Source organism: Arthrobacter nitrophenolicus, from assembly GCF_000332815.1.
Lineage (GTDB): Bacteria > Actinomycetota > Actinomycetes > Actinomycetales > Micrococcaceae > Arthrobacter > Arthrobacter nitrophenolicus.
The window spans coordinates 22,563-35,230 of sequence record NZ_AOFD01000046.1 but is presented as its reverse complement, the minus strand read 5'-3'; the positions used below and the strand labels follow the sequence as shown (position 1 = coordinate 35,230).

The following is a 12,668-nucleotide window of genomic DNA, read 5'->3' as shown; positions in this document are numbered from 1 at the left end:
TCCCCTGAAGCCGCCATATCTGGACAAAAACTCCTGTGCGGTGGGGGCTGGCCGAGGTGTGCGGTCAGTGACCGAAGTGGGCGCGCGGGGCGCCCTCCGGCAGCCGCTCCAGGATGTCCTCCGCGATCCTGCGCACCTTGACGTTCCGGTGGCTGGAGGCCTTGGCGAGGATGGAAAAGGCTTCGTGGTACGAGCATCTGTTCTGCGCCATGATGACGCCGCAGGCAACGTTGATGGAGGTGCGGCTGTCCAGGGCGGAACGCAGGTCCGTGGCCATGGAGCGGGCGGTATGCAGGTCGATGGCCATCTGCAGGCTCTTGGCCGCCAGCCCCGCGAACGAGCGGGCTTCCGCGATGACCTGCAGCGGGAAGGCCTTCGCATCCTGGGCGAAGAATGCCAAAGCGGCGGGCCTGTCTTCCCGGGGCCGGGCGCCGGCGCTCCCGTCCGGACCCCCTGCGAGGGCGCCGATTGCAGCGCCGCCGTCCTTCGCCCCCTGCGCAGGTGCCTCACTGCTGAGCGGCAGCCGCACGCCCAGGACGCTGCCGAGACCGGCCTGCTGCAGCTGGTCGCAGTAACGCGGCCAGCGGAAGTCGCCGTTGCGCTGGAGGACTGCCACGGGCTGGCCGCCGGCGAGCACCTCGCGCACGGGTCCCTCCGCTTCCCGGTGCTCCCAGTCGAGCAGCCGGACAACCTCCTCCGAAGTGCCTGTGATGGCGGGCGGCTTCTTGGCTGGTGGACTATGACCCCGCATTCGATGCGGAGGCCTGCAGTCCGGACAACGGCCTGGGCCGAAGCTGTCACCAGGCGGGTGAGGGATTCCCCCAACGTGCCGGTGCCGGTCACCAGGTCCAGCAGCAGGTCCTGGCCGCCGGGATCAGGCGTGGACACCCCGGCGATGACGGCTGCCGGGCGCGAGCCCGGATTTCGAGGCGGCACAAGAGGGCCGGCGACGGCTGGGGAGAGGCCTTGGTCTCAAAGGCCTCCTCGTCGCCGGCCCCGCTCAATACCCGCGTCCGTTGGACCGGGAAGCCTGAGGTTATATGTCGTGCATGCATTGCCAGTCTCACACCCCCTCGTGAGCCACGTACCTCGAGCCACGTCACTTCTTCTCTGGTAAGAAACCTAGTTCCGCTGCTGTGGGGGATGAACGCGTAGGAGGTACTCGTTTTTGAGATTAGGTAGTACCTGCTTTGCTTCGCCCGTGCCGCCGGATCCCATCACCGCAGGTGGGTGGCTTGAGGCTTGCCGGATGCCACTGGAACAGCTTCTGAAGGACTTTCTCCCAACCGCTTGACTGCTGCTGCGGGAGTGCCAAAGAATGTATTTCTATAACGTTGTAAAAACTGGAGTGAGGAATCTTTCGTGACCACAGCAGAATCAGCCGCGGCGAAGATCACCATGGATCCCGCCTTCGTGGTGGGGCCGGTCCGGCGGCGCACTTTCGGCGCTTCGTGGAGCATCTTGGCCGCTGCGTGTACACCGGCATCTTTGAGCCGGAGCACCCGACGGCGGACCGGGACGGCTTCCGCGGGGACGTCCTGGAACTCACCCGCGAACTGGGGGTATCCACGGTGCGGTACCCGGGCGGCAACTTCGTGTCCGGCTACCGCTGGGAGGACGGCGTGGGCCCGGTGGAGCAGCGGCCGGTGCGGCTGGACCTCGCCTGGCACTCCAGCGACCCCAACCTGGTGGGCGTGGACGAGTTCGCCAAATGGTCCGCCAAGGCAGGCGTGGAGACCATGATGGCCGTCAACCTCGGCACCCGCGGAACCCAGGAGGCGCTGGACCTGCTGGAGTATTGCAACATCGACGGCGGGACGGCCTTCTCGGACCAGCGCCGGGCCAACGGCGCCGAAAAGGGCTACGGCATCAAGATGTGGTGCCTGGGCAACGAGATGGACGGCCCCTGGCAGATCGGCCACAAGAGCGCCCACGAGTACGGCCGGCTCGCGGCGGACACCGCCCGGGGAATGCGCATGCTGGATCCGGACCTTGAACTGGTGGCCTGCGGCAGCTCCGGGCCCACCATGCCGACGTTCGGCGAGTGGGAGCGCGTGGTGCTCAGCGAGACCTACGACCTCGTGGACCTGGTCTCGGCCCACCAGTACTTCGAGGACTTCGGCGACCTGCAGGAACACCTTGCCGCCGGACACAAGATGGACGCGTTCATCCGCGACATCGTTGCCCACATCGACCACGTGAAGTCGGTCAGGAAGTCCGGCAAGCAGATCAACATCTCCTTCGACGAGTGGAACGTCTGGCACATGAGCCGCGGCGAGTCCAAGGCGCCCAGCGGCAAGGACTGGCCGGTGGCCCCCGTGCTGCTGGAGGACATTTACACCGTGGCGGACGCCGTGGTGGTCGGGGACCTGCTGATCACGCTGCTCCGCAACACGGACCGGGTGCACTCGGCAAGCCTGGCGCAGCTGGTGAACGTCATCGCCCCCATCATGACCGAACCGGGCGGGCGTGCCTGGAAGCAGACCACCTTCCACCCGTTCGCCCTGACCTCCCGCCACGCGTCCGGCACCGTGCTGCAGCTCGCCGTCGAATCCCCCTGGTCAGCGGGGGCAAGACGACGGACGTTGCCGCGGTGTCCGCCGTCGCAACCTACGACGCCGAAAAGGGGGAGGCGGTGGTGTTCGCCGTCAACCGCTCGGCGACGGACGCGCTGCGGCTGGACGCCGCGGTGTCCGCGTTCGGCAACGTTCAGGTTGTGGAGGCCCTCACCTACGCCAACAAGGACCCCTACTGGCAGGCAACGGCGATGATTCCACCTCCGTCCTGCCCGCTGAGAACGTCACGGCAAAGGCCGACGGCGGCCGCCTCACCGCGGAGCTTCCTGCCGTGTCCTGGTCGATGATCCGGCTCGCCGTCGGCAAGTAGCAGCAGGCGGATGCCCCCAGCGGGGCGCGGAAGGCAACAATTCCGCGCCCCGCTGGCGTCTGCGGCAACCTCTGGGAGGATGGACGGCATGGAACTGCACATCACGGGTGATCCCGCCGCCGATAAGTTGTTGAGCGAGGATGACTTTGCGCTCTTGACCGGAATGCTGCTGGACCAGCAGGTGACCATGGAATCCGCGTTCGCCGGGCCGGAGAAGATCAGGACCCGGATCGGCTCCCTGAAGCCGGAGGCCATCGCGGCGCACGATCCGCAGGCCTTTGTTGAGATGTTCAAGGAGCGGCCGGCGGTCCACCGGTTCCCGGGCTCCATGGCCGCACGCGTCCAGGCGCTGGCCGAGGCGGTGCAGAACGACTGGGGCGGTGACGCCGCCGCGATCTGGACGCAGGGCAATCCGGACGGCGCGGAGGTGCTGCGCAGGCTGAAGGCGCTGCCCGGCTTTGGCGACCAGAAAGCCAGGATTTTCCTGGCCCTGCTCGGCAAGCAGCGCGGCCTCCAGGCGCCCGGCTGGCAGGAAGCGGCAGGCCACTACGGCGAGGAGGGTGCCTTCCTGTCCGTCGCGGACATCGTGGATCCGGAGTCCCTGGTCAAGGTGCGCGCCAGCAAGCAGGCCGCCAAGGCTGCCGCGAAGAAGGCGAAGGGCTGACCTTCCCTCCTTCGTGGCGGCGGGTTGCCGTACCCGCGGTGTTTTCTGCAACGATGTATCGCAGAACCCGGCAGAACCACACGAAGGAGCCATGATGGCGGTCACCATGAACGACGTTGCAAGGGCGGCGGGGGTGTCGCTGAAGACCGTCTCCAACGTCCTGAACGACTATGAGTTCATCCGTCCTGCCACCAAGCAGCGGGTGCAGGACGCCATCGCCGAGCTGGGCTACGAAGCCAACCTGACGGCCCGGAGCCTGCGGTCCGGCAAGACTTCCATGCTGGGGCTGGTCCTGTCCGACCTTGCCGCTCCCTACTATGCCGAATTGGCGGCGAAGCTGATGAAGGCTGCGTCCCGGCGCGGCTACCGTGTCCTGGTGGAGCAGTCCGACGCACAGTCGGAGGCGGAACTGAACGCCCTCCGCGGCCCGTTCCGCCAGCTCACCGACGGACTGCTGTTCACCCCGCTGTCCATCGACGCCGACGCCATCGCCGAACGCGCGGGCAAGAAACCCCTGGTCATGCTCGGCGAGCACATCATGGACCGCGCTTTGACCTGGTCACCATGAAGAACGAGGAAGCCGCCGCGGCACTCACCAAGCATCTGCTGAACAGCGGCCGCCGTCGCATTGCGGTGCTCGGGGCCAGCCCGGAAGAGTCGGCCGGCAGTGCCGGGCTGCGGCTCAACGGGTACCGGCGGGCACTGGAACAGGCAGGGGTCGCCTTCGATCCCGCCCTGATAGCCTCCGGTGTGTGGCGCCGGGACGGCGGGGCCGGTGCTGTGGCCGGCCTGCTGGACAGCGGGGTGCAGTTCGATGCCGTCTTCGGCCTGAACGACGTGCTGGCGCTGGGGGCCCTGCACGAACTGCTGATCCGCGGGCTTCGGGTTCCGCAGGACGTGGCCGTGGCGGGCTTTGACGACATTGATGAGGCGCGGTTCGCCTCGCCGTCCCTGACCACCGTTTCGCCGGGCATGGATGAGATTGCCGAGCGGTCCATCACCCTGCTGCTGGACCGCCTCGCCGGCCGGGAAACCGCCGGGCAGGGCGTTCACATTGAGGCCGGCTTCGAGCTGAAGATCCGGGAGTCTGCTCCGTAGCTACAAGTTTCATCAGCGCCGCCGGCGGGTACGGTTTTGGCACCGGTTCAACAGACGGAAAGGTGCCCCATGATTGCCCTCCTGGTCATCGACATGCAGAACGCATACTTCGAAGCACCGGAACTGGCCGCCCGGCAGGACCGGCTGGTTGCCTCCTGCAACCGGTTGTTGGAGGCTTTCACGTCTACCGGCCACAAGGCGTTGCTGGTGGGCACGGAGCATGAGCGCGACAAGTCCACCTGGACGCTGAACATGCTCGACGACGACCAGGGCTTCATCTTCCGCGGCAGCAAGCAGGCCGAGGCCGTTCCGGGCCTGGCAAAGGACGGCCTGCCCCAGCTCAACAAGACCCGCGACAGCGCCTTTGTGGGCACCAACCTGCTGTCCCGGCTGCGGAACTGGGGTGCCAACGAAGTGGTGCTGGCAGGCGTCTCCACCCACAACTGCATCGCCCAGACCGGCGCGGACGCCTTCGCCCATAACATCCGCGTCACCTACGCCAAGGACGCCATGGCCTCCGAGGACACCAAGGACGCCGAGGACATGTTGCGCATCCTCTCCACCACCTACCGCCAGCCCGTCCAGTCCACTGACGAGATCGTGGCCAGGCTGCAGGAAGCGTCGGCAGAGGGGCGCACGAGGTAAGGCGACGGCGGCACGTCCGCGCGTGCCGCGTCGCGCCTTAACAGGGTGGTCAGGCCATCAGCCCGTGGAGTGCGTCGGCGAGGGTTTGGGCGCCTGTTTCGGCGTCCTCGTCCAGCACGTGTTCTTCGGGAGAGTGGGATACGCCGCTGGGGTTGCGGACGAAAACCATGGCGGTGGGGACGTGGGCTGCGAGGACGCCGGCGTCGTGTCCTGCCCCGGTGTCCAGGACGGGTGCGTCCGGCAGGGCGAGCTGGAGGTCCTTCTGCAGTCCTGGATCGAAATGGACGGTGGGGCTCAGCGACTCCTCGCGGAGTTCCACGCGGCAGCCTTCCTCGGCGGCGATGACCCGGGCCTGCAGGTGGATGCTTTCCACGAGGGCGGCGGTGACGGCGTCGTTGGGGTGGCGGACGTCCAGCCAGAAGTCCACGCGGGAGGCGATGACGTTGGTTCCGCCGGGAACGGGCTGGAGCCTGCCGACCGTGGCGCGGGCGTGGGGCTGTTTCCGGGCAATGTCGCGGACGGCGACGACCATGCGGGAGGCCGAAACCATGGGGTCGTACCGGTCGGCCATGAGGGTGGTGCCGGCGTGGTTGCCCTGGCCGTGGACGCTCAGGCGCCAGCGTCCGTGCCCGAGGATGGACGAGGCGATGGCGACGGGCTGGTCCAGGTCGATCAGGCCGCGGCCCTGTTCGACGTGCAGCTCCACGAAGGCGCCGATCCGGCCCAGGAGTTGTTCGTCTTTGCCGACGTGGCGCGGGTCCAGTCCATTGGCGCGTGCGACGTCGGCGAAGGTTGAACCGTCGGGGTCCCGCAGGTTCCGGGCTTTGTCCGGGTCGATGGCGCCGGTCAGAAGCCGGGAGCCGAGGCAGGCGACGCCGAAGCGGGAGCTTCCTCTTCCGGGAACACGACGACGGCGAGCGGGCGCGGCGGGGTGGCCATCCGGGCTTTGAGGATGTCCACGGCGACCAGCGCGGACGCGACGCCGAGCGGGCCGTCGAAGGGCCCGCCGCCGGGGACGGAGTCGAGGTGGCTGCCGGTGACCAGGCTGTTGCTGCGGTCCCCGCCGGGGATGTCCCACCAGGCCCAGATGGCGCCGTTGCGGTCGGTTTCCACGGCCAGGCCGCGCTTTTCGGCCTGCTCGGTGAACCAGGCACGCAGGTCCAGTTCTGCGGTGGAGTACACCGGGCGGGTGTAGCCGCCGCGGAGGGCATCCGTTCCGACGGCGGAAATTTCAGCCATCAGGCCGGTCACGGTCGCCGCCGGAGCGGTGGCCAGCGGCTCGGTTTCGATCGTCCGCGCCATCAGTGGGCCGCCACTGCCGTGCCGTGGGCCTGGGCCGCGAGCCGGAACTGGTCCGGGACTTGTCCTGCGCCCGTGGCGAGGTCTGCCGCAAATTTCCCGATCAGCGGGGCGAACTTGGCGCCGTGGCCGGAGCAGGGGGAGAGGATGGTGATGCCGTCCGCCCGGTCCAGGATGAAGTCTTCGGTGGGGGTGTTGGTGAACAGGCAGGTGGTTTCGGCGTACGGTTCGGGCACCAGGCCGGGTAGGTATTGCGCGACGTAGTCGATGACCCGCCGGCGGTTGTCGGCACTGATCCTGCCGTCCTGGTCGGCGGCGGAGGGCAGGATTTTGCCGCCGTTGTATTCGGCGACCTTCTGGCCGCGGAAGCCGGCGTCACGGCCGCCGGGCAGGCCGTAGGCCTGCCAGCCCTCGCGTTTGTGGATGAAGGTGGGCCAGGTGGAGGGGTCTGTGCCGTCCACATAGGGGAAGTGGTAGGCCTGTTCCTGGCGGACTTCGATGGGCGGCATCCCGGCCAGGAAGGACGACGGCAGCGCCAGCGACCCCAGCAGCCGGGGCAGCCAGCCGCCGGCGGCGACGATGACGTTCGCGGCGCGCAGGGTCCGGCCGTCCTCCGAAGTGAGGACGTAGGCGCCGGCTGAGCCGGCGATGGAGGCGACGGCCCAGTTGGTGTGGAGTGCCGCGCCATCGATCACTGCCTGGTCCACCATGGCGGCGACGGATTCGTGGGCGTCGATCACGCCGGCGTCCGGGTGCCACAGCACTGGGGTGTCGAAAGCGATCTGGGGCCAGCGGCGGCCTGCTTCGGCGGGGGTGAGGAGTTCGTGGTCGATGCCGCGGCTGGTCAGCACTGCGGCGAGGCGTTTGGGCTGGCGGATGGCGCCGTAGTCCACGGCTCCGGTGGGGGTGATGAGCTGCTTGCCGCTGAGGCGTGCCAGTTCGTCCCAGCTGGCCTTGGCCTCCTGGACCAGGCCGGTGTAGAACTCCTCGGGGTAGGCGTAGCGGAAGATCCGGGCGGAGCCGTGGGAACTTCCGGCGTCGTTGGCGGGGGTGGTGCGTTCCAGCAGGGCAACCCCGTGGCCGCGGGCGGCGAGGTGCCAGGCCGTGGCTGCTCCGGACAGCCCTGCCCCGACGACGGCGTACTCGATCGAATCCATTGGATGGCTCCTTGATGCAGTGACGTGGTGGTTCGTGCTCTGCATCCAGTAACCCATCCGGAAAGGCGCTGCGTCCAATATCATTTGACTAGCAATTATTGGCGTCTATCGAAAGAATCCTCATGGAGCTCCGGCAGCTGCGGTACTTCCTCGTCGTCGCTGACGAGCTGCACTTCGGCAGGGCGGCTGAACGCCTGCACATCACCCAGCCGCCCCTGACCGTCGCCGTCAAGGGCTTGGAACGTGAGCTTGGCGTGCAGCTGTTCGACCGCACCACCCGCCGCGTCACCCTGACAGCCGCTGGCGAGGCGTTCAGGGACAGGGCCCGGGCGGCCGTGGCGGAGTTGGATGCCGCGGCGGGCGATGTTGCCGACGTCGCCGCCGGAAAGAGCGGCAAGGTCAAGGTGGGCTTCGTCAGCTCCGCGAGCTACACCACCGTCCCCGAGGCACTGCGCGCCTTCCGCCGGCACCGGCCGCGGGTGGACCTGGTGCTGCACCCGCTCACCAGCGGCGAACAGATCGAACAGCTGCTTGACGGCGATCTCGACGTCGGCCTGGTCCGCGACCCGGGGGACGTGCCCGGCCTCCACCTCGAACTGCTCGGCACCGAGGACCTGGTGGCGGTCATCCCGGAAAACCACCCCCTCGCCGGGCAGGAGGAGATCCGGCCGGAGGACCTCGAGGGCGAGCCCATGATCCTTTTCCCGTACCGCCTGATGCCGGGCTTCGTGTCCCGGGTCCTGCGGCTGTTCGAACCGCTCGCGGTGCCCCCCGCCGTCGTGCAGCAGGCCATCCACCAGGAAACGGTCCTTGGCCTGGTGGCCGCCGGGCTGGGCATGTCCGTGCTGCCTGAATCCGTGGAGCGGTTCCAGATGCCGGGTGTGACCACGCGCCGGCTGGCCGGGCGGCCCCAGACGGAACTCCACGTAGCGCGGCCCTTGCACCCTTCCCCGGTGGTCGACGACTTCGTGGCATGCCTGAAAGGGCATGTGCCGGACTGAGCGAAGGCCCGCCATGACATGGCGGAAACGTGGCGGAAACGTTCGCCGCCTACTCTGGGTCCCACGCCGTCCTGAAGGCCGTTGAAGGGAACCCTATGCATCTGATGCCCCGTGAGCAGGAAAAGCTTCTGATCGTCGTGGCGGCCGACCTCGCCCGGCGGCGGCAGGCACGGGGGCTCAAGCTGAACTACCCGGAGGCGGTGGCCATCATCAGCTATGAGCTGATCGAGGGCGCCCGGGACGGCCGCAGCGTGGCCGAACTCATGAGCTACGGAACCACCCTGCTCACCCGCGAAGACGTGATGGAAGGCGTTCCCGAGATGATCCATGACGTCCAGGTCGAGGCGACATTCCCGGACGGCACCAAGCTTGTTACTGTCCACGACCCGATCCGTTAGGGGCGCCCCATGATTCCCGGAGAATACATCCTGCGGCCCGAGCCGGTAACGGCCAACGCCGCGCGCGAGGCCATCGACGTCGAGGTGGTGAATACCGGTGACCGGCCGGTCCAGGTGGGCTCGCACTTCCACTTCGCCGAGGCAAACCCTGCCCTGGCCTTTGACCGGCAGGCAGCCTACGGCCGCCGGCTGGACATCCCGGCCGGAACCGCGGCCCGGTTCGAACCCGGCGACTCGCGCAGCGTCCGGCTGATCGAACTCGCCGGCACCCGCGAAGTCCACGGGCTCAGCAACGCGGTCAACGGGAAACTCGACGGCGGCACGCACCTTGGCAGCCCGGCCCGGCCGGGTGCCGCAGCGGAAGGGGACCAGCAGTGAGCTTCGAGATGCCACGACGGCAGTACGCCGACCTTTACGGCCCGACGACGGGTGACGCCATCCGCCTGGCGGACACGGAACTGTTCCTCGAAATCGAGAAAGACCTCACCGTCTACGGCGAGGAGGTGGTGTTCGGCGGCGGCAAGGTGATCCGGGACGGCATGGGCCAGAACGGCCAGGCGGTCCGCGATGAGGACGTTCCGGACACCGTTATCACCAACGCCGTCATCCTGGACTACACCGGCATCTACAAAGCGGACGTGGCGCTCAGGGACGGCCACATCTTCAGGATCGGCAAGGCCGGCAACCCCCAGATCACGGACGGCGTGGATATCGTGATCGGAGCGAGCACGGAGATCATCGCCGGGGAACGCAAGATCCTCACCGCCGGGGGAGTGGACACCCACATCCACTTCATCTCCCCGGACCAGGTGGCCGCCGCACTCACGAGTGGCGTGACCACCATGATCGGCGGCGGCACCGGCCCGGCCGAAGGAACCAAGGCCACCACCGTCACCCCCGGGAAATGGCACATCCAACGGATGCTGCAGGCGGCCGAGGGCTTCCCCATGAACATCGGCCTGCTCGGCAAAGGCCACGCGTCCGCCGTCGAACCGCTGGCCGAACAGATCCGTGCCGGCGCCATCGGGCTGAAGGTCCACGAGGACTGGGGCGCCACGCACTCCTCCATCGACACCTCGCTGAAGGTGGCGGACGAGTACGACGTCCAGGTGGCCATCCACACTGACACCCTCAACGAGTGCGGCTTCGTGGAGGACACTATCCGGGCCATCGGCGGCCGCGTCATCCACACCTTCCACACCGAAGGTGCCGGCGGCGGCCACGCCCCGGACATCATCAAGATCGCGGGCATGCCCAACGTCCTGCCCGCGTCCACCAACCCCACGCTGCCGTACACGCGCAACACCATCGAAGAGCACCTGGACATGCTGATGGTCTGCCACCACCTCAACCCGGACATCCCCGAGGACGTTGCCTTCGCCGATTCCCGCATCCGGGCCGAGACCATCGCCGCCGAGGACGTCCTGCAGGACCTGGGCATCTTCTCCATCACCTCCTCCGACTCCCAGGCCATGGGACGCGTGGGTGAGGTGATCACCCGCACCTGGCAGGTGGCGGACAAGATGAAGAAGCAGCGCGGTGTGCTGGCAGATGACGACGGCGGCGCGCACGGCTCCGCCGGCAGCGACAACTTCCGGCTCAAACGCTACGTGGCCAAGTACACGATCAACCCGGCCATCGCCCAGGGCATCGCGGACGCCGTCGGCTCCGTTGAGGAGGGCAAGTTCGCGGACCTGGTGCTGTGGGACCCTGCCTTCTTTGGCGTTAAACCGGAGTTGGTGATCAAGGGCGGGCAGATCGCGTATGCCCTGATGGGCGACGCCAACGCGTCCATCCCCACCCCGCAGCCGCGGACCATGCGGCCCATGTTCGGGGCCCACGGGAAGGCGGTGCAGCAGTGCTCCATCACGTTCCTCCCGCAGGCGGCCATTGACGCCGGAGTGCCGGGCGAGCTGGGGCTGGAGAAGGTCATCCGGCCCGTCTCCGGGATCCGCACCCTCACCAAGGCGGACCTGAAATACAACGACGCGACGCCGGACATCCAGGTGGACCCGGAGACCTACCAGGTAACGGTCGACGGCGAGGACGTCACCTGCGAGCCCGCCGACGTCCTGCCCATGGCACAGCGCTACTTCCTCTTCTAGCCCTTCCCCTTTCACGCCCCCGGAGAACCCCGTGATCATCGACAAAGTCCTCGGCAACCTGCACGAGCTGCCCGAAACGGACCTCGCAGCCTACGCCGGCCTGCATCGCGAGAAGGTGGTGCTGCCCAGCGCCCAGCTGGTCAAGCGCATCCAGCGCGCCACCACGGACCACGGCAAGGAAATCGGCATCCGCCTTCCCGCCGGCTCCGGCGACCTCCGCGACGGCGACATCCTGCATGTCGAAGACTCCAACATGATCGTGGTGTCCGTCCTGCCCACCGACGTCCTGGTCATCGCCCCCCGGTCCATCCACGAAATGGGGGTCGCTGCCCACTCCCTCGGCAACCGGCACCTGCAGGCACAGTTCTTCGACACATCGTCTGAATATGAAGCCGAGGTCATGGTCTGCGCCTACGACCACACCGTCGAGGACTATCTCAAACACACCGGAGTGCCCTACTCCCGGCAGGAACGCGTCATGCCCGTACCTTTCCGCCATGCTGAGCACAGTCACTGAAACCGCCCCCGGTGGTCGAGCCTGTCGAGACCTGGGTGCCGACGCGGGGGCTTCGGCGGGAGATAGGGGCCGTGCCCGTCCCCAGGCGCTCCCAACCCTCGCAAGCTCGGGTCGGGGCCCTTGCGCCAGTAGGCCCCCCGCGCGGCCCGCCACGCCGCGGCCCCTATCTCCCGCCTCCGCCGATTCAAAAAGTCACCAGTCGTCGAGGTGCCTGCAATGAGTTACCAGCTTGCTCTGCAGCAACTTGTGGATTCCGCTTTGCCTACTGGGGCTTTTGCTCACTCTTTTGGGTTTGAGACTTATCTCGAGCGGGGGCTCGTTTTTGATGAGGCTGGTTTTGGGGTGTGGTTGTCGGCTTTTGTTTCGCAGCAGCTGACGTATTCGGATGGGCTTGCCATTCGGTTCTTGTATGAGGGTGGTGATGTTGTTGGGCTCGATGCTGCGTTGTCGGCGTCTTTGTTGCCGCGGCAGGTCCGGGAGGCCAGCACCAAAATGGGGCTCCGGCTGCTTGAGATCGGGGCGGAAGTCTTTCCGTCGGCGGAGCTGGAACTGTACCGGGACCTGGTGACCACCGGCAGGGCCGCCGGACACCAGCCGCTGGCGTTCGCCGTCGTCGCACGTTCGCTGGGAGTGCCGCTGCAGGAGGCGCTCGCTGCCTACCTTTTCGCTACCGCCACCTCGCTGACGCAGAACGCCGTCCGCGCCATCCCGCTCGGCCAGAACGCCGGGCAGCGCGTGCTGCGGAAGGCGCACGACGACGTCGCTGCCGCCGTCGAGCGGGTCGCCCACCTGACGCCGGACGACTTCGGGGCCGTCATCCCCGGACTGGAAATTTCACAAATGCGGCACGAACGCCAGCGTGCCCGGATGTTCATGAGCTGACCGTGCCCATGGATTC

General features: G+C 67.6%; 11 protein-coding genes and 3 pseudogenes. 10 read left to right on the top strand and 4 right to left on the bottom strand.

The window, feature by feature from the left end; genetic code table 11:
* Window positions 1–64: 64 nt before the first annotated feature.
* Window positions 65–751 (bottom strand): GAF and ANTAR domain-containing protein, encoded by a 687-nt coding sequence (locus tag G205_RS15405; protein ID WP_235046958.1) that lies wholly within the window; start codon window positions 749–751, stop codon window positions 65–67.
* A gap of 466 nt (window positions 752–1,217) precedes the next feature.
* On the bottom strand, window positions 1,218–1,400 hold the full coding sequence (locus G205_RS22135; protein WP_200859172.1) for a hypothetical protein: 183 nt from the start codon (window positions 1,398–1,400) through the stop codon (window positions 1,218–1,220).
* On the opposite strand from G205_RS22135, the pseudogene arfA reads away from it, so the two are divergent.
* The 4 genes and pseudogenes from arfA (at window position 1,399) to G205_RS15385 (ending at window position 5,293) form a co-directional block, all read left to right on the top strand.
* Window positions 1,399–2,886, top strand: a pseudogene (arfA, locus tag G205_RS15400) (arabinosylfuranosidase ArfA). The gene G205_RS22135 and the pseudogene arfA sit on opposite strands and share 2 nt — an antisense overlap.
* 79 nt (window positions 2,887–2,965) lie before the next feature.
* The gene (locus G205_RS15395; protein ID WP_035753348.1) at window positions 2,966–3,550 is read left to right on the top strand and encodes an HhH-GPD-type base excision DNA repair protein; all 585 of its coding nucleotides are present in this window, start codon (window positions 2,966–2,968) and stop codon (window positions 3,548–3,550) included.
* 94 nt (window positions 3,551–3,644) lie between these two features.
* Window positions 3,645–4,648, top strand: a pseudogene (locus tag G205_RS15390) (LacI family DNA-binding transcriptional regulator).
* Window positions 4,649–4,717: 69 nt separating this feature from the next.
* Complete coding sequence (locus G205_RS15385; protein WP_009358792.1) at window positions 4,718–5,293, top strand: cysteine hydrolase family protein; 576 nt, start codon at window positions 4,718–4,720, stop codon at window positions 5,291–5,293.
* Window positions 5,294–5,342: 49 nt separating this feature from the next.
* Here G205_RS15385 and G205_RS15380 read toward each other — a convergent pair.
* Window positions 5,343–6,595, bottom strand: a pseudogene (locus G205_RS15380) (allantoate amidohydrolase).
* A complete protein-coding gene (locus G205_RS15375; RefSeq protein WP_009358791.1) occupies window positions 6,595–7,749 on the bottom strand; it encodes an FAD-dependent oxidoreductase in 1,155 nt (384 codons plus the stop codon). Before G205_RS15375 ends, G205_RS15380 begins: the two are co-directional and overlap by 1 nt.
* Before the next feature lie 122 nt (window positions 7,750–7,871).
* Between G205_RS15375 and G205_RS15370 the strand changes: the two genes are divergently transcribed.
* The 6 genes from G205_RS15370 (at window position 7,872) to G205_RS15345 (ending at window position 12,652) form a co-directional block, all read left to right on the top strand.
* Window positions 7,872–8,750, top strand: a complete 879-nt coding sequence (locus G205_RS15370) for a LysR family transcriptional regulator (protein WP_009358790.1) — start codon at window positions 7,872–7,874, stop codon at window positions 8,748–8,750.
* A 95-nt stretch (window positions 8,751–8,845) separates the two neighbouring features.
* Window positions 8,846–9,148 (top strand): urease subunit gamma, encoded by a 303-nt coding sequence (locus G205_RS15365; protein ID WP_009358789.1) that lies wholly within the window; start codon window positions 8,846–8,848, stop codon window positions 9,146–9,148.
* Between the two features lie 9 nt (window positions 9,149–9,157).
* The gene (locus G205_RS15360; RefSeq protein WP_009358788.1) at window positions 9,158–9,526 is read left to right on the top strand and encodes an urease subunit beta; all 369 of its coding nucleotides are present in this window, start codon (window positions 9,158–9,160) and stop codon (window positions 9,524–9,526) included.
* On the top strand, window positions 9,523–11,253 hold the full coding sequence (ureC, locus tag G205_RS15355; protein WP_009358787.1) for an urease subunit alpha: 1,731 nt from the start codon (window positions 9,523–9,525) through the stop codon (window positions 11,251–11,253). The genes G205_RS15360 and ureC overlap by 4 nt, the downstream gene beginning before the upstream one ends.
* A gap of 31 nt (window positions 11,254–11,284) precedes the next feature.
* Window positions 11,285–11,770 (top strand): urease accessory protein UreE, encoded by a 486-nt coding sequence (gene ureE, locus G205_RS15350; protein WP_009358786.1) that lies wholly within the window; start codon window positions 11,285–11,287, stop codon window positions 11,768–11,770.
* Between the two features lie 216 nt (window positions 11,771–11,986).
* Window positions 11,987–12,652, top strand: coding sequence for an urease accessory protein UreF (locus G205_RS15345; protein ID WP_035753346.1), 666 nt, complete (start codon window positions 11,987–11,989; stop codon window positions 12,650–12,652).
* Window positions 12,653–12,668 lie beyond the last annotated feature (16 nt).

What these genes read in the sequence shown, in the direction of transcription:
- G205_RS15365 (WP_009358789.1), top strand. Translation starts at nt 8,846, where the DNA reads ATGCATCTGATGCCCCGTGAGCAGGAAAAGCTTCTGATCGTCGTGGCG.
- G205_RS15405 (WP_235046958.1), bottom strand. Translation starts at nt 751, where the DNA reads ATGCGGGGTCATAGTCCACCAGCCAAGAAGCCGCCCGCCATCACAGGC.
- G205_RS15345 (WP_035753346.1), top strand. Translation starts at nt 11,987, where the DNA reads ATGAGTTACCAGCTTGCTCTGCAGCAACTTGTGGATTCCGCTTTGCCT.
- G205_RS15370 (WP_009358790.1), top strand. Translation starts at nt 7,872, where the DNA reads ATGGAGCTCCGGCAGCTGCGGTACTTCCTCGTCGTCGCTGACGAGCTG.
- G205_RS22135 (WP_200859172.1), bottom strand. Translation starts at nt 1,400, where the DNA reads ATGGTGATCTTCGCCGCGGCTGATTCTGCTGTGGTCACGAAAGATTCC.
- G205_RS15395 (WP_035753348.1), top strand. Translation starts at nt 2,966, where the DNA reads ATGGACGGCATGGAACTGCACATCACGGGTGATCCCGCCGCCGATAAG.
- G205_RS15375 (WP_009358791.1), bottom strand. Translation starts at nt 7,749, where the DNA reads ATGGATTCGATCGAGTACGCCGTCGTCGGGGCAGGGCTGTCCGGAGCA.
- G205_RS15385 (WP_009358792.1), top strand. Translation starts at nt 4,718, where the DNA reads ATGATTGCCCTCCTGGTCATCGACATGCAGAACGCATACTTCGAAGCA.
- G205_RS15360 (WP_009358788.1), top strand. Translation starts at nt 9,158, where the DNA reads ATGATTCCCGGAGAATACATCCTGCGGCCCGAGCCGGTAACGGCCAAC.